A 20,046-nucleotide genomic window follows, 5' to 3' on the forward strand; every position below is an offset into this window, starting at 1 on the left:
TACACCCCGAGGCGGAGGTAACAGCGCGGTGGACACAGTGGGCACCCGGCCGGAGGCCACAGCACACGAAGCAAGCAGCACACATCGGCTCACCCGGCGCCAGCCGGTGCAACGCCTCGTCGGGGAGGCCGCCGGCAGCCCGCTGAAGCGGACCATGGGCGTGGCCCAGCTGACGCTGCTCAGCGTGGGCGCCACCCTCGGCACCGGCATCTTCGTGGTGCTCGGGCAGGCCGTGCCGGAGGCGGGACCCGCCATCGTCGTCTCCTTCGTCCTCGCCGGTGTCACCGCCCTGTTCTCGGCGCTGTCGTACGCCGAGCTGGCCGGCATGATCCCCGGCTCCGGGTCCTCGTACAGCTACGCCTACGCCACCCTCGGCGAGCTGGTCGCCTGGGTGTGCGGCTGGTGTCTGATCCTGGAGTACGGGGTGTCGGTCGCCGCCGTCGCCGTGGGCTGGGGGCAGTACGTCAACGAGTTGCTCCAGCTCACCTTCGGCGTCACGCTGCCCGACTCGCTCAGTGCGCCGCCCGGGGCCGGCGGCACCCTCAACATCCCGGCCGCCCTCATCGTCGTACTCGCCATGGCCGTCCTGCTGCGCGGGGCCAAGGAGAGCGCCGTCGCCAACACCATCATGGTCGGCATCAAGATCGCCGCTCTCGTGCTGTTCTGCGCCGTCGCCTTCACCGCCTTCCGGGCCGGGAACTTCCACCCCCTCTTCCCGCTCGGCGCCGCCGGCATGAGCGCCGGAGCCGCCTCGCTGTTCTTCTCGTACATCGGGTTCGACGCCGCCTCCACCGCGGGTGAGGAGGCCCGCAACCCGCAAAGGGACCTGCCGCGCGCCATCATCCTGTCGCTGATCCTGGTCACCGCCCTGTACGTGCTCGTCGCCGTCGCCGCGCTCGGCGCCATGCCGTGGAAGCAGTTCGCGGGGACCGAGGCCACGCTCAGCGAGGTGCTCGTACGGTCCGTCGGCGGCGGCAACCTGTGGCCGATCCTGCTGTCCATCGGCGCGGTCGTCGCCACCACCAGCGTGGTGCTCACCGTGCAGTACGGGCAGATCCGCATCCTCTTCGCCATGGCCCGGGACGGGCTCGTGCCGCCCCTGTTCGCCAAGGTGCACCCGCGCACCGGCGTGCCCCGCGCCAACACCGTGATCGTGTCGGCGTTCATCGCCGTCCTCGCCGCCCTGGTCCCGCTCGGCAGCCTCGCCGACGCCACCAGCATCGGCACCCTCTTCGCGTTCATGCTGGTCAACCTGGCGGTCGTACTGCTGCGCCGGCGCAGCCCCGACACCCCGCGCTCCTTCCGGGTGCCGTTCTCGCCCGTCACGCCCCTGCTCGGCGTCGTCTTCTGCGTCTACATGCTGGGCAGCCTGGGCGCCGACACCTGGATCGCCTTCGGGGCATGGATGGCGGCCGGGCTCGTGATCTACGGCTTCTACGGCATCCGGCACTCCAAGCTCGCCCAGATCTCCCCGGAAGACCTCGCATGACCGCCCTCGACCTCACCGCCGACGTCGTCACCCTCACCCGCGCCCTGGTCGACCTGCCCTCCGAGAGCGGGCGGGAGGCGGAGATCGCCGACGCCGTCCACACCGCCCTGCGCGCCCTGCCCCATCTCACCGTCGACCGGATCGGCAACTCCGTCGTCGCCCGCACCCACCTCGGACGGGGCGAACGCGCCCTGATCGCCGGGCACCTGGACACCGTCCCGGCCGCCGGGAACCTGCCCTCCCGGCTCGCCGACGACCGTGTGCACGGGCTCGGCGCCTGCGACATGAAGGGCGGGGTGGCCGTGGCGCTCCGGCTGGCGGCCACCGTGTCCGCTCCCGTGCGCGATCTCACCTACGTCTTCTACGAGTGCGAGGAGGTGGAAGGGGACCGCAACGGCCTCGCCCGGATCGGGGCCGAGCGGCCGGAACTGCTCGCCGACGCCGGGCTCGCCATCCTCATGGAGCCCTCCGACGCGCGTGTGGAGGCCGGCTGCCAGGGCATCCTCACCGCCGACATCGTGGTCGAGGGTGCCCGCGCCCACACCGCCCGCGCCTGGCAGGGCGTCAACGCCGCCCACAAGGCCGGCCGGGTCCTCGAACGGCTCGACGCGCACCGGCCCGAGCGGATCCTCGTCGACGGGCTGGAGTACCGGGAGGGGCTCAGCGCCGTCGCCGTACGGGCCGGGGTCGCCGGGAACGTGGTGCCGGACGAGTGCGTCGTCACCGTCAACTGCCGTTTCGCGCCGAGCCGTTCACCCGAGGAGGCCGAGGCGTACGTGCGCTCGCTCTTCCCGGAGTACGAGGCGCGGGTCACCGAGGTCGTCGGCGGAGCCCTGCCGCACCTGGACCGGGTCGGCGGGCTCGTCGCCGCGCTCGGCGCCGAGCCCAGGCCCAAGCTGGGCTGGACGGACGTCGCCCGGTTCGCCGCGCTGGGCGTGCCCGCGCTCAACTACGGCCCCGGGGACCCCTCCCTCGCCCACACGGCGGGGGAGTACGTCCCCGTGGAGCACCTTCGGCGGTGCGAGGACCGGCTCAGGCAGTGGCTCCTCTGAGTCCCGCCAGCACCCGCAACTGGAGCCACAGCACCAGCCGTTCGTCGGGGTCGTCCAGGTCGACCCCGGCGTGCTGCTGGAGCTGCCTCAGGCGGTAGCGGCAGGTGTTGGGGTGCACGGCGAGGAGCTTCGCCGCGCCCGCCATGTCGCAGCCCGCGTCGAGCCAGCAGACCAGGGTGCGGGCGTACTCCGTGCCGTGCGCGGCGTCGTACGCCAGCACCCGCCGCCAGGCGCCCGCGCTCAACTCCCGTCGCTCACCCATCACTTCGGCCAGCCGCAGCAGCGTCACCCGGGGCCGTACCTCGTCCACGACCGCCACCGGCAGGCCGGCGTCCAGCACCCGCAGCACCAGATCCGCGTCCGCCCGTGAGTCCGCCAGCCCCGCCGCGTCCGGCACGACCTCGCCGAGCGCCGCCCGCACCGGCACCCGCAGCGCCTGCCCGGCCCGCGCCACGATGTCCTCGGCCAGCCGCTTGTGCCGCTCACCAGGACCGGGCAGCACCGCGTACACCACCCCGTCCACCAGCACGCCCGCGTGCCGCCCGTAGCGTGCCTCGCACTGCAGCCGTACGACGTCCAGCAGGCGCAGCGCCGTGCGCTCGGCGTCCGGGACGCTCGCGGCGGAGTCCAGTACGAAGGCCGCCACCCGGGCGGGACCGGCGAGGCCCAGGCGCTCGGCGGCCGTGGCCGGATCCGTTGCCGTGCCGTCCAGCAGTCGGCGCAGCAGCTCGCTGCCCCGGTGCCGGGCCAGTTCCCGGGCGGCGCGCGCCCGCAGCAGGAGCAGGGCGGCGGTGGAGGCGCCCTGGGCGAGGGTGTCCTCGGCGTCCGGCGCGAGCGAGCCGCCGTCGATCACCCACACCGAGCCGAGCGTCTCCCCGCCGGCCCGCACCGGCATCGCCAGGCGGGGCAGCTCCCCGTCCGTCAGCGAGGGCAGCCGGAGCGGGCGGTCGGCCGCGAACAGCCTGCGGTACTGCTCGGTGTTCTCGGCGCTGGCCGGCACCTGCCGACCGAGGATGCCCTGCCGGCGGTCCTCGTCCACCGGCTGACCGGGGACGGTGGAGTAGGCGAGGATCCGCTGCCGGGGGTCCTCGATGGCGGTGGCCCCGCCGGTCGCCGTCGCGATCGCGTCGGCCAGCGCGAACAGATCGCCGAGCCCGGTGTCGGAGGACACGGCGGCGGGCTGGGCGGCGATGGCCGAAGCCAGCAGCAGATGGACGTGGTGCCAGGCGGCGTCCTCGGCGACCGACAGCAGGGCCACGCCGTGCTCCTGCGCCTGGGCGACCGGGCCGTCCGCGCCGCGCACCACCACCCCGGTCAGCCCGGCCTCGGCGGCCGCACGCAGCAGCGGCCCGGACTCCGCGGCCGGGACACCGACCGCGAGCAGGAGTGCGCCGGGCTGCCGGGGGAGCGGGGTGCGGCCGTCGTGGAGCACCACCTCGGTCACCGGGACGGCCTGCCCGGCGGGGGCCGTGTGCAGGCGCAGGGCGGGGCCGCCGACGACGTCCAGGAGGTCACCCAGGGTGCAGGCGTCCATGGCGGTCTCCAGCGGGCTGTTGGCGGATGGTGAAACGAACGTACGCGTGCGTTGGCCACTCGCACAACACAAGTGAAGCCGGCTCCTTTAAGACTCGTGCCATGACAGCAGGAGTCACCATCCGTACCGTCCACGACGTCGCCTCTCTCGCGGCCGTGGCCGACTACTTCAGCGACGTCTGGCAGACGCCCCGTACCGCCCCGCCCTACCCGGCCGAGGTCCTGCACAGCCTGGTGCACGCCGGCGGCGCGGTGCACGCCGCGTACGACGGGCAGCGGCTCGCCGGCGCCTCCGTCGCCGTCCTCGGCGCCGGCCGCGGCACGTACTCGCTGGTGGCCGCCGCCGACCGGGGGCTCGGGCACGCGGTGAAGCTGGCCCAGCGCGACTGGGCCCTCTGCCTGGGCGCCCGCACCATGCGCTGGACCTTCGACCCGCTGGTCGGCCGCAACGCCCGCTTCAACCTGGCCAAGCTGGGCGCCACCGGCACCGAGTACCTGGTCGACTTCTACGGCCCGATGACCGACGGCGTGAACGACGGCGACGAGAGCGACCGGCTGACGGTGACATGGGACCTGGGCGCGGACCCGGGCACACCCGCGACGTCGTACGACCTCGCACCGCGCGGACCGGTCACCGCCACCGCCCCCGACGGCGACCCCCTCGCCCGCCGCGACGAGCGGCACCTGTGGTGCCGGGTGCCGGAGGACATCGTCAAGCTGCGCGCCGCCGACCCGGCGCTGGCGCTGCGTTGGCGGCACGCGGTGCGCGAGGTGCTGCTGACGGCCTTCGAGGACGGGTTCCGGGCCACCGGGATGTCCCGCGACGGCTGGTACACCCTCACCCGTGAGGAGGCTGCGGCGTGAAGCTGGAGCGCGTCGAGATCGTCCACGTGGCGATCCCGCTGGTCACCCCGTTCCGTACGTCCTTCGGGACGATGACGACGAAGGACACCTTCCTGCTGCACGTCGTCACGGACTCCGCCGAGGGCTGGTCGGAGTTCGCCGCCGACCCCGAGCCGCTGTACTGCTCGGAGTTCGTCGCCGGCGCCGAGATCGTGCTGCGCGACTTCCTGATCCCGCGCGTCGCGGCGCTGGGGGAGGTCACGACCGCCGCCCTCGCCCCGGCCATGGCGAAGATCAAGGGCCACGAGCTGGCGAAGGCGGCCCTGGAGACGGCCCTGCTGGACGCCGAGCTGCGGTCGTACGGCATGCCGCTCGCGACGTATCTGGGCGCGGTCCGGGACCGGGTGCCCGCCGGGGTGTCGGTCGGCATCAAGAACTCGGTGCCGGAGCTGCTGGACGACGTCGAGCGCTATCTCGCCGAGGGGTACGTCCGCATCAAGCTCAAGATCGAGCCGGGCTGGGACGTGGAGCCGGTACGGGCGGTGCGCGACCGCTTCGGCGAGGCACTGCCCCTCCAGGTCGACGCCAACACCGCCTACACCCTGGCCGACGCCGAGCACCTGCGGCGCCTGGACGACTTCGGGCTGCTGCTGATCGAGGAGCCGCTGGCGGAGAACAACCTGCACGCCCACGCCCAGCTGCAGAAACGCCTGCGCACCCCCGTCTGCCTGGACGAGTCCCTGCACCACGCCGCCGACACCGCCGCCGCGATCGCGATGGACGCCTGCCGGGTGGTGAACGTCAAGCCCGCCCGGGTGGGCGGCTATCCGGAGGCCCGCCGGGTCCACGACGTCGCCCACGCGCACGGGGTCCCGGTCTGGTGTGGCGGCATGCTGGAGACGGGCGTCGGCCGCGCCCCCAACCTCGCCCTGGCCGCCCTGCCCGGCTTCACCCTGCCCGGGGACACCTCCGCCTCCTCCCGGTACTTCGCCGAGGACATCACCGAGCCGTTCGTCCTCCAGGACGGCCATCTGCCGGTCCCGACCGCCCCCGGGATCGGCGTCGAGCCCCTCCCGGAGGCCCTGCGCCGCTTCACCCGTCGGCGACGGGACCTGTACACGGCATAAGGCACAGCCGCTGGTCACGTTAGATTGATCCCGTGTTCTCACGTCTCACGCGTCCCCAGGCCGTAGCCGTCTGCGCTCTGCCTGTCGTGGCCCTGCTCGCCACGGCGGCGTTCGCGCCGCTGCCGTTCTCGGTGGCGCAGCCCGGAATGACGGCGAACGTCCTGGGAGCGAACAAGGGCACCCAGGTGATCAGCGTCTCCGGCGCGCCGGTCCGCAACACCAGCGGGCAACTGCGGATGGTGACGATCGAGGCGACCGGTCCCGACGCCACGGTGACCCTCGGTGACGTGGCCGGCAACTGGTTCCGCACCGACCGGGCCGTCATGCCGCGCGACGCGGTCTACCCGAGCGGCAACACCGTCAAGGAGATCGAGAAGCACAACGAGGCGCAGATGCGGCAGTCCCAGGACGCGGCGACCGAGGCGGCGCTGGAGTACCTGGGGCTGAGCGCCGACAAGGTCAGGGTCACACTGAGGCTCGCCGACGTGGGCGGGCCGAGCGCGGGCCTGCTGTTCACGCTGGGGATCATCGACAAGCTGCACGGCGACGGCAGCGGCGGCGACCTCACGGGCGGCCGGACCATCGCCGGTACGGGCACGATCGACGCCTCCGGCACGGTCGGCGCGGTCGGCGGCGTGGCCCTCAAGACCCAGGCCGCCCGGCGCGACGGCGCCACGATCTTCCTGGTCCCGAAGGCCGAGTGCGCCGACGCCAGGGCGGAACTGCCCAAGGGCCTGCGCCTGATCCCGGTGACCACACTCAAGGGCGCCGTGAACTCCCTTCAGACGCTGGAGAGCGGCAAGGGGTCCGTGCCGAGCTGCTGAGCCGGCCTACGTCCCTTCCCCGCTGTCCGCGGCCGCCTGCTCCACCAGCGGGATGATCCGTAGCGGAACCGGGTTCTCCATGACGATCGCCGTGGAGGCCCGGACGATGCCCTCGAAACCGACGACCCGGTCGATGACCCGCTGGAGATCGGCGTTGGAGCGGGCCACCAGGCGGCACAGCATGTCGCCGCTGCCGGTGGTGGTCAGCAGCTCCAGCACCTCCGGCACGGTCGCCAAGTGCGCCCGGACATCGGGGCCTTGGCCCTGGCGGATCTGCAGGGTGGCGAAGGCCGTCACCGGGTAGCCGAGGGCCGCCGGGTCCACCTGCGGGCCGAATCCCCGGATGACCCCGTTCGACTGAAGCCGGTCCAGGCGCGCCTGGACCGTGCCCCGGGCGACCCCGAGCCGCCGGGACATCTCCAGCACGCCGATGCGCGGCTCGCGGGCGAGGAGCACGATGATCCGCCCGTCCAGATGATCGATCGCCACGGCACCTCCAGGGATGGGCATCCTGTACAGAAAGACCGCCGATACGGCCGTACTACTGAGCAGATTGCCCAGCGAACACGGAAACTATTGCGCACCTTGCAGGGCGGGTCCACGCTTCCGCTATGACGCAGACCACTCACCACACTCCCGACACCGCCCGGCAGGCCGACCCCTTCCCGGTCAAGGGAATGGACGCGGTCGTCTTCGCCGTGGGCAACGCCAAGCAGGCGGCGCACTACTACTCCACCGCCTTCGGCATGAAGCTGGTCGCCTACTCCGGACCGGAGAACGGCAGCCGCGAGACCGCCAGTTACGTGCTCGAGAACGGCTCCGCCCGTTTCGTGTTCACCTCCGTGATCAAGCCGAGCAGCGCCTGGGGCCACTTCCTCGCCCGGCACGTGGCCGAGCACGGCGACGGCGTCATCGACCTGGCCATCGAGGTCCCGGACGCCCGCGCCGCGTACACGTACGCCGTCGAGCACGGCGCGCGGAGCGTCGTCGAGCCGTACGAGGTGAAGGACGAGCACGGCACGGTCGTCCTCGCCGCGATCGCCACCTACGGCGAGACCCGTCACACCCTGGTCGACCGCTCCGGCTACGACGGCCCGTACCTGCCCGGTTACGTCGCCGCCAAGCCGATGGTCGCCCCGCCCGCCCAGCGCACCTTCCAGGCCATCGACCACTGCGTCGGCAACGTGGAACTCGGCCGGATGAACGAGTGGGTCGGGTTCTACAACAAGGTCATGGGCTTCACGAACATGAAGGAGTTCGTGGGCGACGACATCGCCACCGAGTACAGCGCGCTGATGTCGAAGGTCGTCGCGGACGGCACCCTCAAGGTCAAGTTCCCGATCAACGAGCCCGCGATCGCCAAGAAGAAGTCCCAGATCGACGAGTACCTGGAGTTCTACGGCGGCGCCGGCGTCCAGCACATCGCGCTGAACACCAACGACATCGTGCAGACCGTCCGCACCATGCGCGCGGCCGGTGTCGAGTTCCTCGACACCCCGGACTCCTACTACGACACCCTCGGCGAGTGGGTCGGCGACACCCGGGTGCCGATCGAGACCCTGCGCGAGCTGAAGATCCTCGCCGACCGCGACGAGGACGGCTATCTGCTGCAGATCTTCACCAAGCCGGTCCAGGACCGCCCGACGGTGTTCTTCGAGATCATCGAACGCCACGGCTCGATGGGCTTCGGCAAGGGCAACTTCAAGGCCCTGTTCGAGGCGATCGAGCGCGAGCAGGCCAAGCGCGGCAACCTCTAGGTCCGTACGGGCTTCAGTCGGGCGGCGGCGCTTGCGTCCGTCGCCCGACGCCCGCGGGTTCACACCGATGGCCGTCAGTGCGAACCTGAGATCATGAGCCGCATCGAAGCGCCCCGCTCCGAAGACGCCGTGGACACCGGCAGCCTCACCGACCGGCTCCTGGCCGGCCTGCCCGCCGAGGCCGTTCTGACCGACCCCGACGTCACCGCCGCCTACGCCAACGACATGGCGAGCTTCTGCCCGGCCGGCACCCCGGCCGTCGTCGTCCTGCCGCGCACCGTAGAGCAGGTCCAGCACGTCATGCGCACCGCCACCGCACTGCGCGTCCCGGTGGTCCCGCAGGGCGCCCGCAGCGGCCTGTCCGGCGGCGCCAACGCCACCGACGGCTGCATCGTGCTGTCCCTCACCAAGATGGACCGCATCCTGGAGATCAGCCCCGTCGACCGGATCGCCGTGGTCGAACCCGGCGTGATCAACGCGACCCTCTCCCGCGCGGTCGAGGAACACGGCCTGTACTACCCGCCGGACCCCTCCAGCTGGGAAATGTGCACCATCGGCGGCAACATCGGCACCGGGTCCGGCGGCCTGTGCTGCGTGAAGTACGGGGTCACGGCCGAGTACGTGCTCGGCCTGGACGTGGTGCTGGCCGACGGCCGCCTGATGTCCACCGGCCGTCGCACCGCGAAGGGCGTCGCCGGGTACGACCTCACCCGCCTGTTCGTCGGCTCCGAGGGTTCGCTCGGCATCGTCGTACGGGCCGTGCTCGCGCTCAAGCCCAAGCCGCCGCAGCAGCTGGTGCTGGCCGCCGAGTTCCCGTCCGCCGCGGCCGCCTGCGACGCCGTGTGCCGGATCATGGCGGGCGGTCACGTCCCGTCCCTCCTCGAACTGATGGACCGTACGACCGTCAAGGCGGTCAACGACCTCGCCCGCATGGGCCTGCCGGAGACCACCGAGGCGCTGCTGCTGGCCGCCTTCGACACCCCGGACCCGGCCGCCGACCTCGCAGCCGTCGGCGCCCTGTGCGAGGCCGCCGGCGCCACCGAGGTGGTCCCGGCCGAGGACGCGGCCGAGTCCGAGCTGCTGCTCAAGGCCCGGCGGCTCTCGCTGACCGCGCTGGAGGCGGTCAAGGGCACGACGATGATCGACGACGTGTGCGTGCCCCGCTCGCGGCTCGGCGCGATGCTGGAGGGCGTCGAGCGGATCGCCGCCAAGTACGACCTGACCATCGGCGTCTGCGCCCACGCCGGCGACGGCAACACCCACCCCACGGTCTGCTTCGACGCCCAGGACGTGGCCGAGTCCCGGCGGGCCCGCGAGTCCTTCGACGAGATCATGGCCCTCGGCCTGGAGCTCGGCGGCACCATCACCGGCGAACACGGCGTCGGCGTGCTGAAGAAGGAGTGGCTGGCCCGGGAGATCGGCCCGGTCGGGGTGGAGATGCAGCGGGCCGTGAAACAGGCCTTCGACCCGCTGAACCTCCTCAACCCGGGCAAGGTCCTCTGAGCCCTCGGTACGGGCCCTCACTGGGCGAGCAGCTGGTCGAGCGCGTCGTCGATGCCCAGCTGCCCGCCCTCCGTCCCCGGGGGCACGGCCCGCAGCGTCCGCTCCAGCCAGGCCGACACCTGCGGGACCGGCGCCTGAAGCAGCGCGTCCCCGTCCGGCGAGCTCAGCGCCAACAGCACGACACCGCGCCCCTCCACCTTCGTCGGCCACACCCGCACGTCCCCCTGCCCGGCGTACGGATCGTCGGAGCGGTAGCTCAGCCGGGCCGGCACCGGAATGCCGCGCTGCGGCGACAGGATGAGCCTCAGTTCCAGCTCCCGCAGGGGCCAGGCCATTACGCGGGTTCGGGGAAGCTCTTTCCGCGGACGTGTGAGAGCCGGGCACGGAGTCGCCCGGAAAGGGGTGGGTCCTGCGGGACTGGCGCTGCGGGCTGCCGCGGTCTGATAGATGTGGAGGCTCCCATCCCACCCCCGAGCAGATACGGGACGACGGACATGAGCGCCCCAACCCCGGCCCCAGGTGACGACCGGCCCCGCGAGGGCTACTACCCGGACCCGTCCATCCCCGGATACGTCCGGTACTGGAACGGCGCCTCCTGGGTGCCCGGCACCAGCCGCCCGGCGCCCAAGGACGGCGAACCGCTCATCCCGCCGCCCGGTGTCCGCGCCGCGCCTTCGGCGGTGGAGGAGACGGGCCCCCACTTCTTCGACGAGGACCCACAGCCGACGCCCTCCGGCCAGGAGGCCGGTGCCGGTGACGGGCGGACCGCCTGGAGTGCCGATCCGCGAGTGCCCGCGGAGGGCTCGGCCGGGTCGGCCGGACAGGGCGGCCGCACCGACGGAGGCCCGGGCGAGGGCGAGGACCAGGACCCCGGCGGCACCTTCCTCTTCCGCCGGCCGGTCCCGGGGCCCGCGGCCGTCACGGACGACGGCACGATGACGTTCCGCCCGGTACCCGGCCAGGGCCGGCGGGGCGCGCGGTCCGGGTCCGGACCGCAGGCCTCCGGCGCGGAAGCCGGGCCGGGCTCCGGCCTCGGACCGCAGGGCGCGGCCCAGGGCTCCGGCTTCGGCGCGCCGGCGTCCGGCGCGCAGGCGCCGGCCTCCGGTGGGCCCGGGGCGGATGCGGCCGGTTCGTCCGGCTACGGCCCGCAGGTTCCCGGCGCCGGCTTCGGACCGCAGGGCCCCGTCGGCGCGCCCACCCCGCCCTCCGCCGCGTCCTCCTCGAACCCCGCCTCCGCTTCCCCGGCAGGCGGCCCCGGCTTCGGGGCCGGCAAGGCCGCCGCCGCCCGCGCCGCCGCGCAGACGCCGCAGGCCCCGTCCGCGCAGCCCGCTCAGGAGGCCGTGGCCCCCTCGGTGCCGGCGCAGAGCGGTGCCCCGGTCACCCCGGTCACCCCGGTGACCAGCGGGCCCGGCGGCGGGCAGGCGTCCTGGGCGCAGCAGGTGCACCAGCTGGCCGGCGGCGCGGACGGGCAGCCCGTGGCGCCGTGGAAGCCGCCCGTCGAGGACCTGTTCCAGGCGGCCGCGCGCCGCCAGGCCGCCGCCCGTCCCGCCGGACTCGGCAAGCGGTTCGCCGCCCGGCTGATCGACACCCTGGTCGTGGGCGCCGTGACGGCCGCCGCCGCCGTACCGCTCGGCAGCAAGGCCGTCGACCACGTCCAGCAGAAGATCGACGCGGCCAGGCTGTCCGGCCGCGAGGTCACCGTCTGGCTGCTCGACGGCACGACCGCCACCAGCCTCGGCATCGTGCTCGCGGTCCTGCTCCTGGCCGGCGTCGGGTACGAGGTGCTGCCCACCGCCAAATGGGGCCGCACCCTCGGCAAGAAGCTGCTGGGGCTCGAAGTGCGGGACATCGAGGCGCACGAGCCCCCCACCTTCGGCCTGGCGCTGCGCCGCTGGCTGGTCTACAGCGTGCCCGGCCTGCTCGGCATCGGGATCGTCGGCGTGCTGTGGTGCCTGTTCGACCGGCCCTGGCACCAGTGCTGGCACGACAAGGCGGCGCACACCTTCGTCGCGGGCTGAGCGCGGGGCACGGACGTACTCCGTACGGCCGTCCGCCGGATGCGGAGCCGGGGCGTTCGCGGTCCACTCGGGCCATGAGCAGCCAACCGCCCCCCGGCTCCGGAGAGGAGCCCCCCGAGGACGACCCGTTCAGGAAGCGGCCCCCGTCGGACCAGGGGCCGGGCTCGCCGTACGACACCCCGTACGGCGGCGCCCAGCAGCCTCCGCCACCGGGTGGCGGGCAGCCTCCGGGCGGCGGCCAGCCACCCCCGTACGGAAGCGGCGAGCCCCCGCCGCCGTACGGCAAGCAGCCCCCGCCCCCGTACGGCGGAGACCAGCCTCAGCCCCCTCCCTACGCGGGCGGCCCCTACGGCGCGGGTGCCGGCGGTTACCCCGAGGACCCGCTCGCCGGTATGCCCCCGCTCGCCGACAGCGGCAGGCGGACGCTCGCGCGGATCGCCGACATGATCCTCGTCGGCATCGTCGTCTGGCTGCTCACCTGGGCGTTCGGAGTGCGCGAGTACCAGGTCAACGGCGACCACGTCACGGTCGGCAAGTCCGTGGGGCAGGCTTTCATCGCGGCCGTGCTGTACATCGCGTACGACACCTTCATGATGAGCAAGTACGGCCAGACCCTCGGCAAGAAGTGGCTCAACATGCGGGTGGCGAACCTGGACAACGGCGCCACCCCCTCGGTGCAGACCAACCTGATCCGCGCCCTGGTGCTGTGGCTGCCGTTCGCCTTCTGCTGTGCCTGCATCTGGACGGCGATCTGCGGCGGCTGGAGCTACTTCGACAAGCCCTACAAGCAGGGGCTGCACGACAAGGCGGCCAAGACGGTGGTGGTCAGCACCGGTTGAGCGAGGCGTCAGGGGCGCCCGTACGAAAGCGGCGGGTCCGTGGGATCACGGGCCCGCCGCTTTCGTACGGACTGTTCACAGGGCCGTGGAGACCGGCTGCTCCTGGGGCGCGGGCTCGGCGGATGCGACCGGCGTCCGGGCCGGTGCCCCGGTGGTGCGGGCCTTCGGCAGCGGCACCGTCATCGCCACGAGCAGCCCGAGGGCCAGCGCCGAGAGGGCGATGACGCTGACCCCGAGGCGCGAACTCGTCTGGGACAGCAGCAGCATGGCGAGCGTCGAGAAGATCACGGTGCACGAACCGTAAACGAGCTGTGCGGCGGTCGGACGAGGCATGGCAATCGTGTCCTCGGAAGTCTTCGGGGGATTCGATTCTTCGGATGGGCGTGCCATTCGACTCTCTTCGCGTGCATGCCCGAGCCAGGCACCCGGTAAGCGTGACCTAACCCACGGTACCGGTGCACAGGGGGCGCACGGAGTCATGGGGTGGAGGCATAGACCGCGAGCAGGTTCGCAGAGCGAACGTCTGCGCCATCCAGTGCACTTGGCCCGAACAAGTCAAGGACTGGCTATCGACCTGCGCTTCCGACAACGCCGGGACCGTGGACGCCGGTTGGAACTCGAACGGCTTCTTCCGCATCGGCCCGTCCTTCACCAAGGAGTCCGGAACGGCCTGTTGATCTGGAAGTGGGACGCCTCCGAGGCGGACAACAACACCAACAGCGCAGCCGGTCACCCGGGCACCGGTCTGATCCTGCCGATCGACTCGCACCCGACGGCGCTGAAGTGGTCAAGGCGCCGAAGGCGGTGCCGGTCTTCAACGACCACACCAGCACCTACTACGACCCGTCGAACCCCACCGGTGGCGTGCGGGTCACTGACACCAACACCAAGATCGCGATCGTCAAGGAGGCCAAGGACGGCTCGACGATCTTGCTCAAGGTCGGTCCCGCGCTGAAGTGGTCAACGTTTTCGCAGGTCAGACGCGTATCGGCGGCGACCCCTTGGCGGGTCGCCGCCGATCGTGTTTAGGTGCGTCCTGTGGACCGCTTATTGACACCGACCGAAACGGGGATGTGACCGCATGGCCGCTGGAGGCTTCTGCAAGCTGCCGAACGGCACGGTCGTGGTGGCGCTGAACCTGCCCCACGGCTCCGCCGGGGTGCGGGTTCTGGTGCACGCCCAGAACCGGGCCCGAGCCCTGACCAGGCTCCGCAACCTGGGGTTCCGTGCGATCTACCTCCGGGGGAACGCCGCGCCCCCGACCCTGGACGAGATCACGGCCGTGCTGCACCATCCGGACGGCCTGATATGGCGCACGGCACCGACGGACAACGGTGTCATCGTGACCGAGCTGTGGCACCCTATCCGGGCGCTTCTGCGCAGGTCAGCGGTGGTTCAGTGACCCTCAGCCACTGACCACGGGCTTGCCCGTCAGCTCGACGCCCGCCTCTCGCAGCTCCTCCAGCGCCCGCTCCGTCGTCTCCGGAGCCACCCCCGCCGTGAGGTCCAGCAGGACCTGGGTACGGAAGCCCTCCCGCGCGGCGTCCAGGGCCGTGGCGCGTACGCAGTGGTCCGTGGCTATGCCGACCACGTCGACCTCGTCGATGTGGCGGGCGCGGAGCCAGTCGGCGAGCGGTGTGCCGTTCTCCTCCTTGCCCTCGAAGCCGCTGTAGGCCGCCGAGTACTCCCCCTTGGAGAAGACCGCGTCGACCGCGCCGGAGGCGACGGCGGGGGCGAAGTTGGGGTGGAAGCCCACCCCCTCCGTGCCCGCGACACAGTGTGCGGGCCAGGAGTGGACGAAGTCGGGGTTGTCGGCGAAGTGGCCGCCGGGCGCGATGTGGTGGTCGCGGGTGGCCACCACGTGGCGGTATCCGCTGCCCCCGGTCTGGCCGATCAGTTCCGTGATGGCGGCGGCCACGTCCGCACCCCCGGCCACCGCGAGGCTGCCCCCCTCGCAGAAGTCGTTCTGCACATCTACGACGATCAAGGCGCGACGCATGGCGGTTGTCCTTCGACTGAGGATTAAGTAACTGAGCCTAGAGACTTACGGGCCCGTAGGGGAGGGGGCGTGGGCGGGGCGGACGGCGGTCCCGCTTTAGCTACCCGAGCGCCCCTGGACGTACTCCGTCGGAATGACAGGTTCCCCTCGGGAGAGCTGGGTGGCCGAGAGCGGGAGGTTCGCGCGGGCGGCGATGTGGCGGTCGCGCGGCGCGTCCAGGGGCTCGCGGGCCACCACGTCCCCGCCCTTGATCAGCTCCACCAGCAGCTGTCGGTCGGCGAGGTCCGCCGGGACCGGGCCGGTGCCCACCACCTCGGCCTCCGCCACCGCGTCCTCGTCCAGCCGGCGCGCCGCCCACTTGCGGCCCCCGATGGAGGTCTTGCCGCCGCTGGACTTCTTCGCGACCGGCACCAGCGGCGCCTTCGGGTCGCCGGACTCGGCGCGGGCGACCAGCTTGTAGACCATGGAGCAGGTCGGGTGCCCGGAGCCGGTCACCAGCTGGGTGCCGACGCCGTACGCGTCCACGGGAGCGGCGGCGAGGGAGGCGATCGCGTACTCGTCCAGGTCGGAGGTGACGACGATCTTGGTGTTGGCCGCGCCGAGCTCGTCCAGCTGCTGGCGCACCCGGTGGGCGACGAGCAGCAGGTCGCCGGAGTCGATGCGGACCGCGCCCAGCTCGGGGCCGGCCACCTCCACCGCCGTACGGACGGCCTCGGCGACGTCGTAGGTGTCCACGAGCAGGGTGGTGCCCCGGCCGAGGGTGTCGACCTGGGCCTGGAAGGCGTCCCGCTCGCGGTCGTGGAGCAGGGTGAAGGCGTGCGCCGAGGTGCCGACCGTCGGGATGCCGTAGCGGAAGCCGGCCGCGAGGTCGGAGGTGGTCGCGAAGCCGCCGACGTACGCGGCGCGCGCGGCGGCGACCGCCGCCAGCTCGTGGGTGCGGCGGGCGCCCATCTCGATCAGCGGGCGCTCCCCTGCGGCGGAGGCCATCCGGGAGGCGGCCGCGGCGATCGCGGAGTCGTGGTTGAGGATGGAGAGGATCACCGTCTCCAGCAGCACGCACTCGGCGAAGGTGCCCTCGACGCGCATGATCGGCGAGCCGGGGAAGTAGACCTCGCCCTCGGGGTAGCCCCAGATGTCCCCGCTGAAGCGGTAGTCGGCGAGCCACTTCAAGGTCTGCTCGTCGACGATCTGCCGCTCGCGCAGGAAGCCGAGGACGTCCGCGTCGAAGCGGAAGTTCTCCACCGCGTCCAGGACACGCCCGGTGCCCGCCACCACGCCGTAGCGGCGCCCCTCCGGCAGGCGCCGGGTGAAGACCTCGAACACGCTCCGCCGTTCGGCCGTACCGGCCTTCAGGGCGGCCTGCAGCATCGTCAGCTCGTACTGGTCGGTGAAGAGCGCCGTCGAGGGAACGTCCACCGGCAGCCCAAGGTCCGCTGTGTTCATGACTGGGGATCGTACTCCCTTTTCGTCGGTGTGACGATTTTTCCTTGCCGTGGCAGCATGGGCAATGTGACGTCACCCGCGCCCCTAGAGATCGAACGCACAGAGTCGGCGGAGGAGGTCTTCGCCGTACCCGAGCCCGACGTCCCCTGGGTCACGATCGTGCACAACGACCCGGTCAACCTCATGAGCTACGTGACGTATGTCTTCCAGTCCTACTTCGGGTACTCGAAGGACAAGGCCACCAAGCTCATGCTCGACGTCCACCACAAGGGCCGGGCGGTCGTCTCCAGCGGGAGCCGCGAGGAGATGGAGCGCGACGTGCAGGCGATGCACGGCTACGGTCTGTGGGCCACCCTGCAGCAGGACCGGAAGTAGCGAACTCATTTACATGCCAGGACATTTCGAACCGCTCCCCGGCGGCGGCGCGGCCGTCGCGCTCGACGACGTCGAGATCTCCATCATCCGGTCGCTGGCCGTCCAGCTCCTGGAGCTCATCGGCCCCGGGCCGGGCGCCGACAGCCCGGAGGACCCGCTCGCCGAGCTGTTCGCGGAGGGCCCGAGCGAGCCGCCCGCCGATCCGGTGCTCAGAAGACTCCTCCCGGACGCCTACAGCGACCCGGAGCAGGCCCCGGACTCGCCCGCCGAGGCCGAGGAGCGGCAGGCCCACTCCGCCGAGTTCCGCCGCTACACCGAGAACGACCTGCGCGCCGGCAAGCGCGAGAACGCGCTCGCGGTGATCCGCGCCCTGGACTCGCTCGCCCCGGTGGACGAGGGCGGGGCGGTGCTGAAGCTGGCGCCGGCGGAGTCCCGGCAGTGGCTCGGCGCCCTCAACGACCTGCGGCTCGCGATCGGCACCCGGCTGGAGATCACCGACGAGGACGACACCGATCTGCTCTACCGGCTCCCGGACGAGGACCCGCGCAAGCCGATGGTGATGGCCTATCTGTGGCTGGGCGGGCTCCAGGAGACCCTGGTCCACACGCTTATGGCGTAATCAGGGCATTTTACGGTGCACGGGTGTTCGCTCAGCGGACGCTCAAATCCGGATAACGATCCCGTCACCGTTGCGGCCTGGTTTGCCGCATTCGAGCGCTCTTTGCCCCCTTTTCCCTGTGTGATGCGCCACATCACGCCCCCGTGATCAATATCGCGGCCGTGATAAATCTTCACGACCGCCCGGCCGACACCACCCATGTCCGGCCGGGTGCGCCACCGAGCCGACGACCGTCGGCCAGGCACGGGCGGACCTGGAAAGCCGCCCAGCTCCAGCAATCCGGGGGGATCGAAACCCGATCCGAGGCCGACGAAAGGCCCGGGTCGGCATGGAGAAAGGCGCACCACACATGACCTCAGCGCAGGTCGACCAGCATCGGGACGGCAAGGACGCCGCGCCGGCCGACAGCGAGGACGGCGAGGGATACCAGCGCGGGCTCGGGTCCCGGCAGATCCAGATGATCGCCATCGGCGGAGCCATCGGCACCGGCCTGTTCCTCGGCGCGGGCAAGGGCATTTCCAAGGCGGGCCCCAGCCTCATCCTGGCCTACGCCATCGCGGGTCTCGTCATCTTCCTGATCATGCGGGCGCTCGGCGAGCTGCTGATGTACCGCCCGGTGTCGGGTTCGTTCTCGGAGTACGCGCGCGAGTTCATCGGCCCCTTCGCGGGCTTCGTCACCGGCTGGACGTACTGGCTGTTCTGGGTGGTCACCGGCATCACCGAGGTCACGGCCGCGGCCGCCTACATGACGTACTGGTTCGACATCCCGCAGTGGGTCTCGGCCCTGATCTTCACGGTCGTGCTGTACGGCGCCAACCTGATCTCGGTGAAGCTCTTCGGTGAGCTGGAGTTCTGGTTCTCCATGGTCAAGGTCACCGCGATCATCGGCATGATCCTGATCTGCGCCGGCATCCTCACGATCGGCTTCTCCGACGCGGGCAGGACCGCCTCGGTGAGCCACCTGTGGAGCGACGGCGGCTTCTTCCCGCACGGCGTCGGCAACACACTGATGACCCTGCAGATGGTCATGTTCGCCTTCCTCGCCGTCGAGCTGGTCGGTGTCACCGCGGGCGAGTCCAAGGACCCCAAGAAGGTGCTGCCCAAGGCGATCAACACCGTGCCGTGGCGCATCGCCGTCTTCTACGTCGGCGCGCTGATCATGATCCTGTCGGTCGTGCCGTGGACCGAGTTCCACCCGGGCGTGAGCCCGTTCGTGGCCGCCTTCCAGAAGATGGGTCTGTCCGTCGGCGCCGGCATCGTCAACTTCGTCGTCCTCACGGCCGCGCTGTCCTCCTGCAACTCCGGCATGTACTCCACCGGCCGCATGCTGCGCGACCTGGCGCTCAACGGCCAGGGCCCGAAGTTCTTCACCAGGCTGACGCGCAGCGGTACCCCGCTGGTCGGGACGACGTTCTCCGCCGCGCTCATGCTGTTCGGCGTCTGGATCAACTACCAGTGGCCGGGCAAGGCGTTCGACTACGTCGTCTCCTTCGCGACCATCTCCGGCATGTGGGCCTGGATCGTCATTCTGGTCTGCCAGATCCGCTACCGGGCGAAGGCGAACCGCGGGCTGCTGCCGCACAGCGAGTTCCGCGCGCCGGGAGCGCCGTACACGAGCGTCTTCGCGCTGGCGTTCATCCTGATGGTGATCGTGCTCATGGGCATCGACAAGGACGCCCGGGTGTCGCTTTACTGTGCTCCGCTGTGGGCCGCGATCCTCGGCGTCTCCTACTGGGTGCTCAAGCGCCGCAACCCGGAGGCCGCGGCCTTCCGCAAGCGCTGACCATCCCCTCCGGGACGTCCGGCCGCACGGGGCTCTCGTGGTGCCCCGCGGCGGCTGCCGCTCAGGACGTCCGGCATATGGGCCGTTCCGTACCATCCATCGGTACGGAACGGCCCAGCCGTCTCCCAACGCCGCCGTACCCGCGCACTTCGCGCGGCCCCTTTTGATTGCCTGCTTATCCTGACAACCATGCTGACCATCACCCAGGCCCTCGTCGACCAGATCGTCGCCCATGCCCGCAAGGACCACCCCGACGAGGCCTGCGGCGTCGTCGCGGGCCCGGCGGGCTCGGACCGCCCCGAGCGCTTCATCCCGATGGCGAACGCGGCCATGTCGCCGACCTTCTACGAGTTCGACTCGGGCGATCTGCTCAAGCTCTACCGCGAGCTGGACGACCGCGACGAGGACCCGGTGGTCATCTACCACTCCCACACCGCGACCGAGGCCTACCCCTCGCGCACCGACATCTCCTACGCCAACGAGCCCGGCGCCCACTACGTCCTGGTCTCCACCCGCGACACCGACGGCCTCGGCGAGTTCCAGTTCCGCTCCTTCCGGATCGTGGACGGCGAGGTCACGGAGGAGGAGGTCAAGGTCGTGGAGGCCTACTGATCCCGCGATGCGGTCGGATTTCATCCAGCATGCGAGATCACACTCCGATGACCCGACCGGGAATCGTTACGATGAGCCCATGGTTCTTCTCGACGTGAGCGACAAGGCGCCGGGCATGCTGCTCGTGGCGCGGCTGCACGTCGACCTGTGCAGGCTGAACAGCGCCATCTGTTGATCCACCCCGCTGCCGCCGTCCGGCATTGAGCCGCGGCGCGCCGCCGCCGCGCGCC

The 20,046-nt window shown here is 71.6% G+C and carries 21 protein-coding genes and 1 pseudogene; 16 read left to right on the forward strand and 6 right to left on the reverse strand.

The window, feature by feature from the left end; genetic code table 11:
* Positions 1-28: 28 nt before the first annotated feature.
* On the forward strand, positions 29-1,489 hold the full coding sequence (locus ACFYOH_RS20410; protein WP_388627362.1) for an amino acid permease: 1,461 nt from the start codon (positions 29-31) through the stop codon (positions 1,487-1,489).
* Positions 1,486-2,541 (forward strand): succinyl-diaminopimelate desuccinylase, encoded by a 1,056-nt coding sequence (gene dapE / locus ACFYOH_RS20415; protein WP_388627364.1) that lies wholly within the window; start codon positions 1,486-1,488, stop codon positions 2,539-2,541. Before ACFYOH_RS20410 ends, dapE begins: the two co-directional genes overlap by 4 nt.
* Here dapE and ACFYOH_RS20420 read toward each other — a convergent pair.
* On the reverse strand, positions 2,522-4,075 hold the full coding sequence (locus ACFYOH_RS20420; RefSeq protein WP_388627365.1) for a PucR family transcriptional regulator: 1,554 nt from the start codon (positions 4,073-4,075) through the stop codon (positions 2,522-2,524). The genes dapE and ACFYOH_RS20420 overlap by 20 nt on opposite strands.
* Positions 4,076-4,176: 101 nt before the next feature.
* Here ACFYOH_RS20420 and ACFYOH_RS20425 point away from each other — a divergent pair, with 101 nt between their 5' ends.
* From ACFYOH_RS20425 to ACFYOH_RS20435, 3 genes are read left to right on the forward strand one after another with little or no spacing between them, the layout of a single operon-like run.
* Positions 4,177-4,938 carry a chorismate synthase gene (locus ACFYOH_RS20425; protein ID WP_388627367.1) on the forward strand — a complete coding sequence of 254 codons (762 nt, stop codon included), beginning with the start codon at positions 4,177-4,179 and terminating at the stop codon, positions 4,936-4,938.
* A complete protein-coding gene (gene menC / locus ACFYOH_RS20430) occupies positions 4,935-6,044 on the forward strand; it encodes an o-succinylbenzoate synthase (RefSeq protein WP_388627369.1) in 1,110 nt (369 codons plus the stop codon). Before ACFYOH_RS20425 ends, menC begins: the two co-directional genes overlap by 4 nt.
* Before the next feature lie 32 nt (positions 6,045-6,076).
* On the forward strand, positions 6,077-6,868 hold the full coding sequence (locus ACFYOH_RS20435) for a S16 family serine protease (protein ID WP_388627370.1): 792 nt from the start codon (positions 6,077-6,079) through the stop codon (positions 6,866-6,868).
* A gap of 6 nt (positions 6,869-6,874) precedes the next feature.
* Here ACFYOH_RS20435 and ACFYOH_RS20440 read toward each other — a convergent pair whose 3' ends face one another.
* Positions 6,875-7,357 (reverse strand): Lrp/AsnC family transcriptional regulator, encoded by a 483-nt coding sequence (locus tag ACFYOH_RS20440; protein WP_388627372.1) that lies wholly within the window; start codon positions 7,355-7,357, stop codon positions 6,875-6,877.
* 122 nt (positions 7,358-7,479) lie between these two features.
* On the opposite strand from ACFYOH_RS20440, the gene hppD reads away from it, so the two are divergent.
* On the forward strand, positions 7,480-8,625 hold the full coding sequence (gene hppD, locus ACFYOH_RS20445; RefSeq protein ID WP_388627373.1) for a 4-hydroxyphenylpyruvate dioxygenase: 1,146 nt from the start codon (positions 7,480-7,482) through the stop codon (positions 8,623-8,625).
* A gap of 93 nt (positions 8,626-8,718) precedes the next feature.
* Positions 8,719-10,128 carry an FAD-binding oxidoreductase gene (locus ACFYOH_RS20450; protein WP_388627375.1) on the forward strand — a complete coding sequence of 470 codons (1,410 nt, stop codon included), beginning with the start codon at positions 8,719-8,721 and terminating at the stop codon, positions 10,126-10,128.
* A gap of 17 nt (positions 10,129-10,145) precedes the next feature.
* Here the strand turns inward: ACFYOH_RS20450 and ACFYOH_RS20455 are convergent, their stop codons facing one another.
* Positions 10,146-10,463: an SsgA family sporulation/cell division regulator gene (locus ACFYOH_RS20455; RefSeq protein WP_388627377.1), complete on the reverse strand. Its 318-nt coding sequence runs from the start codon at positions 10,461-10,463 to the stop codon at positions 10,146-10,148.
* A 159-nt stretch (positions 10,464-10,622) separates the two neighbouring features.
* Between ACFYOH_RS20455 and ACFYOH_RS20460 the strand changes: the two genes are divergently transcribed.
* Together ACFYOH_RS20460 and ACFYOH_RS20465 are read left to right on the forward strand one after the other, a co-directional pair.
* The gene (locus ACFYOH_RS20460; RefSeq protein ID WP_388627379.1) at positions 10,623-12,146 is read left to right on the forward strand and encodes an RDD family protein; all 1,524 of its coding nucleotides are present in this window, start codon (positions 10,623-10,625) and stop codon (positions 12,144-12,146) included.
* Between the two features lie 74 nt (positions 12,147-12,220).
* A complete protein-coding gene (locus tag ACFYOH_RS20465) occupies positions 12,221-12,985 on the forward strand; it encodes an RDD family protein (protein ID WP_388627381.1) in 765 nt (254 codons plus the stop codon).
* A gap of 75 nt (positions 12,986-13,060) precedes the next feature.
* Here the strand turns inward: ACFYOH_RS20465 and ACFYOH_RS20470 are convergent, their stop codons facing one another.
* Positions 13,061-13,318 carry a hypothetical protein gene (locus tag ACFYOH_RS20470; protein WP_388627383.1) on the reverse strand — a complete coding sequence of 86 codons (258 nt, stop codon included), beginning with the start codon at positions 13,316-13,318 and terminating at the stop codon, positions 13,061-13,063.
* 248 nt (positions 13,319-13,566) lie between these two features.
* On the opposite strand from ACFYOH_RS20470, the pseudogene ACFYOH_RS20475 reads away from it, so the two are divergent.
* Together ACFYOH_RS20475 and ACFYOH_RS20480 are read left to right on the forward strand one after the other, a co-directional pair.
* Positions 13,567-13,942, forward strand: a pseudogene (locus ACFYOH_RS20475) (protease); the annotation flags it as partial.
* A 124-nt stretch (positions 13,943-14,066) separates the two neighbouring features.
* Positions 14,067-14,387, forward strand: coding sequence for a hypothetical protein (locus ACFYOH_RS20480; RefSeq protein ID WP_388627385.1), 321 nt, complete (start codon positions 14,067-14,069; stop codon positions 14,385-14,387).
* A 3-nt stretch (positions 14,388-14,390) separates the two neighbouring features.
* Here the strand turns inward: ACFYOH_RS20480 and ACFYOH_RS20485 are convergent, their stop codons facing one another.
* Together ACFYOH_RS20485 and ACFYOH_RS20490 are read right to left on the reverse strand one after the other, a co-directional pair.
* Positions 14,391-14,984: a nicotinamidase gene (locus ACFYOH_RS20485; RefSeq protein ID WP_388627387.1), complete on the reverse strand. Its 594-nt coding sequence runs from the start codon at positions 14,982-14,984 to the stop codon at positions 14,391-14,393.
* Between the two features lie 96 nt (positions 14,985-15,080).
* Complete coding sequence (locus ACFYOH_RS20490; protein WP_388627389.1) at positions 15,081-16,427, reverse strand: nicotinate phosphoribosyltransferase; 1,347 nt, start codon at positions 16,425-16,427, stop codon at positions 15,081-15,083.
* Positions 16,428-16,484: 57 nt separating this feature from the next.
* On the opposite strand from ACFYOH_RS20490, the gene clpS reads away from it, so the two are divergent.
* From clpS to ACFYOH_RS20515, 5 genes are all read left to right on the forward strand, one after another.
* On the forward strand, positions 16,485-16,802 hold the full coding sequence (gene clpS, locus ACFYOH_RS20495; protein WP_107455226.1) for an ATP-dependent Clp protease adapter ClpS: 318 nt from the start codon (positions 16,485-16,487) through the stop codon (positions 16,800-16,802).
* 13 nt (positions 16,803-16,815) lie between these two features.
* Complete coding sequence (locus ACFYOH_RS20500; RefSeq protein WP_388627391.1) at positions 16,816-17,421, forward strand: DUF2017 domain-containing protein; 606 nt, start codon at positions 16,816-16,818, stop codon at positions 17,419-17,421.
* A 349-nt stretch (positions 17,422-17,770) separates the two neighbouring features.
* Positions 17,771-19,204: an amino acid permease gene (locus ACFYOH_RS20505; RefSeq protein WP_388627393.1), complete on the forward strand. Its 1,434-nt coding sequence runs from the start codon at positions 17,771-17,773 to the stop codon at positions 19,202-19,204.
* A gap of 189 nt (positions 19,205-19,393) precedes the next feature.
* Complete coding sequence (locus ACFYOH_RS20510) at positions 19,394-19,816, forward strand: Mov34/MPN/PAD-1 family protein (RefSeq protein ID WP_388627394.1); 423 nt, start codon at positions 19,394-19,396, stop codon at positions 19,814-19,816.
* Between the two features lie 79 nt (positions 19,817-19,895).
* Entirely contained in the window at positions 19,896-19,991 is a 96-nt protein-coding gene (locus ACFYOH_RS20515; RefSeq protein WP_317774922.1) for a putative leader peptide, read from the forward strand.
* Positions 19,992-20,046: the final 55 nt, after the last annotated feature.

The sequence above is a fragment of the Streptomyces sp. NPDC007856 genome, assembly GCF_042868225.1.
In the GTDB taxonomy this organism is placed as follows: Bacteria; Actinomycetota; Actinomycetes; order Streptomycetales; family Streptomycetaceae; genus Streptomyces.

What these genes read in the sequence shown, in the direction of transcription:
- dapE (WP_388627364.1), top strand. Translation starts at nt 1,486, where the DNA reads ATGACCGCCCTCGACCTCACCGCCGACGTCGTCACCCTCACCCGCGCC.
- ACFYOH_RS20420 (WP_388627365.1), bottom strand. Translation starts at nt 4,075, where the DNA reads ATGGACGCCTGCACCCTGGGTGACCTCCTGGACGTCGTCGGCGGCCCC.
- ACFYOH_RS20425 (WP_388627367.1), top strand. Translation starts at nt 4,177, where the DNA reads ATGACAGCAGGAGTCACCATCCGTACCGTCCACGACGTCGCCTCTCTC.
- hppD (WP_388627373.1), top strand. Translation starts at nt 7,480, where the DNA reads ATGACGCAGACCACTCACCACACTCCCGACACCGCCCGGCAGGCCGAC.
- ACFYOH_RS20450 (WP_388627375.1), top strand. Translation starts at nt 8,719, where the DNA reads ATGAGCCGCATCGAAGCGCCCCGCTCCGAAGACGCCGTGGACACCGGC.
- ACFYOH_RS20455 (WP_388627377.1), bottom strand. Translation starts at nt 10,463, where the DNA reads ATGGCCTGGCCCCTGCGGGAGCTGGAACTGAGGCTCATCCTGTCGCCG.
- ACFYOH_RS20460 (WP_388627379.1), top strand. Translation starts at nt 10,623, where the DNA reads ATGAGCGCCCCAACCCCGGCCCCAGGTGACGACCGGCCCCGCGAGGGC.
- ACFYOH_RS20465 (WP_388627381.1), top strand. Translation starts at nt 12,221, where the DNA reads ATGAGCAGCCAACCGCCCCCCGGCTCCGGAGAGGAGCCCCCCGAGGAC.
- ACFYOH_RS20470 (WP_388627383.1), bottom strand. Translation starts at nt 13,318, where the DNA reads ATGCCTCGTCCGACCGCCGCACAGCTCGTTTACGGTTCGTGCACCGTG.
- ACFYOH_RS20480 (WP_388627385.1), top strand. Translation starts at nt 14,067, where the DNA reads ATGGCCGCTGGAGGCTTCTGCAAGCTGCCGAACGGCACGGTCGTGGTG.
- ACFYOH_RS20485 (WP_388627387.1), bottom strand. Translation starts at nt 14,984, where the DNA reads ATGCGTCGCGCCTTGATCGTCGTAGATGTGCAGAACGACTTCTGCGAG.
- ACFYOH_RS20490 (WP_388627389.1), bottom strand. Translation starts at nt 16,427, where the DNA reads ATGAACACAGCGGACCTTGGGCTGCCGGTGGACGTTCCCTCGACGGCG.
- clpS (WP_107455226.1), top strand. Translation starts at nt 16,485, where the DNA reads ATGGGCAATGTGACGTCACCCGCGCCCCTAGAGATCGAACGCACAGAG.
- ACFYOH_RS20500 (WP_388627391.1), top strand. Translation starts at nt 16,816, where the DNA reads ATGCCAGGACATTTCGAACCGCTCCCCGGCGGCGGCGCGGCCGTCGCG.
- ACFYOH_RS20505 (WP_388627393.1), top strand. Translation starts at nt 17,771, where the DNA reads ATGACCTCAGCGCAGGTCGACCAGCATCGGGACGGCAAGGACGCCGCG.
- ACFYOH_RS20510 (WP_388627394.1), top strand. Translation starts at nt 19,394, where the DNA reads ATGCTGACCATCACCCAGGCCCTCGTCGACCAGATCGTCGCCCATGCC.
- ACFYOH_RS20515 (WP_317774922.1), top strand. Translation starts at nt 19,896, where the DNA reads ATGGTTCTTCTCGACGTGAGCGACAAGGCGCCGGGCATGCTGCTCGTG.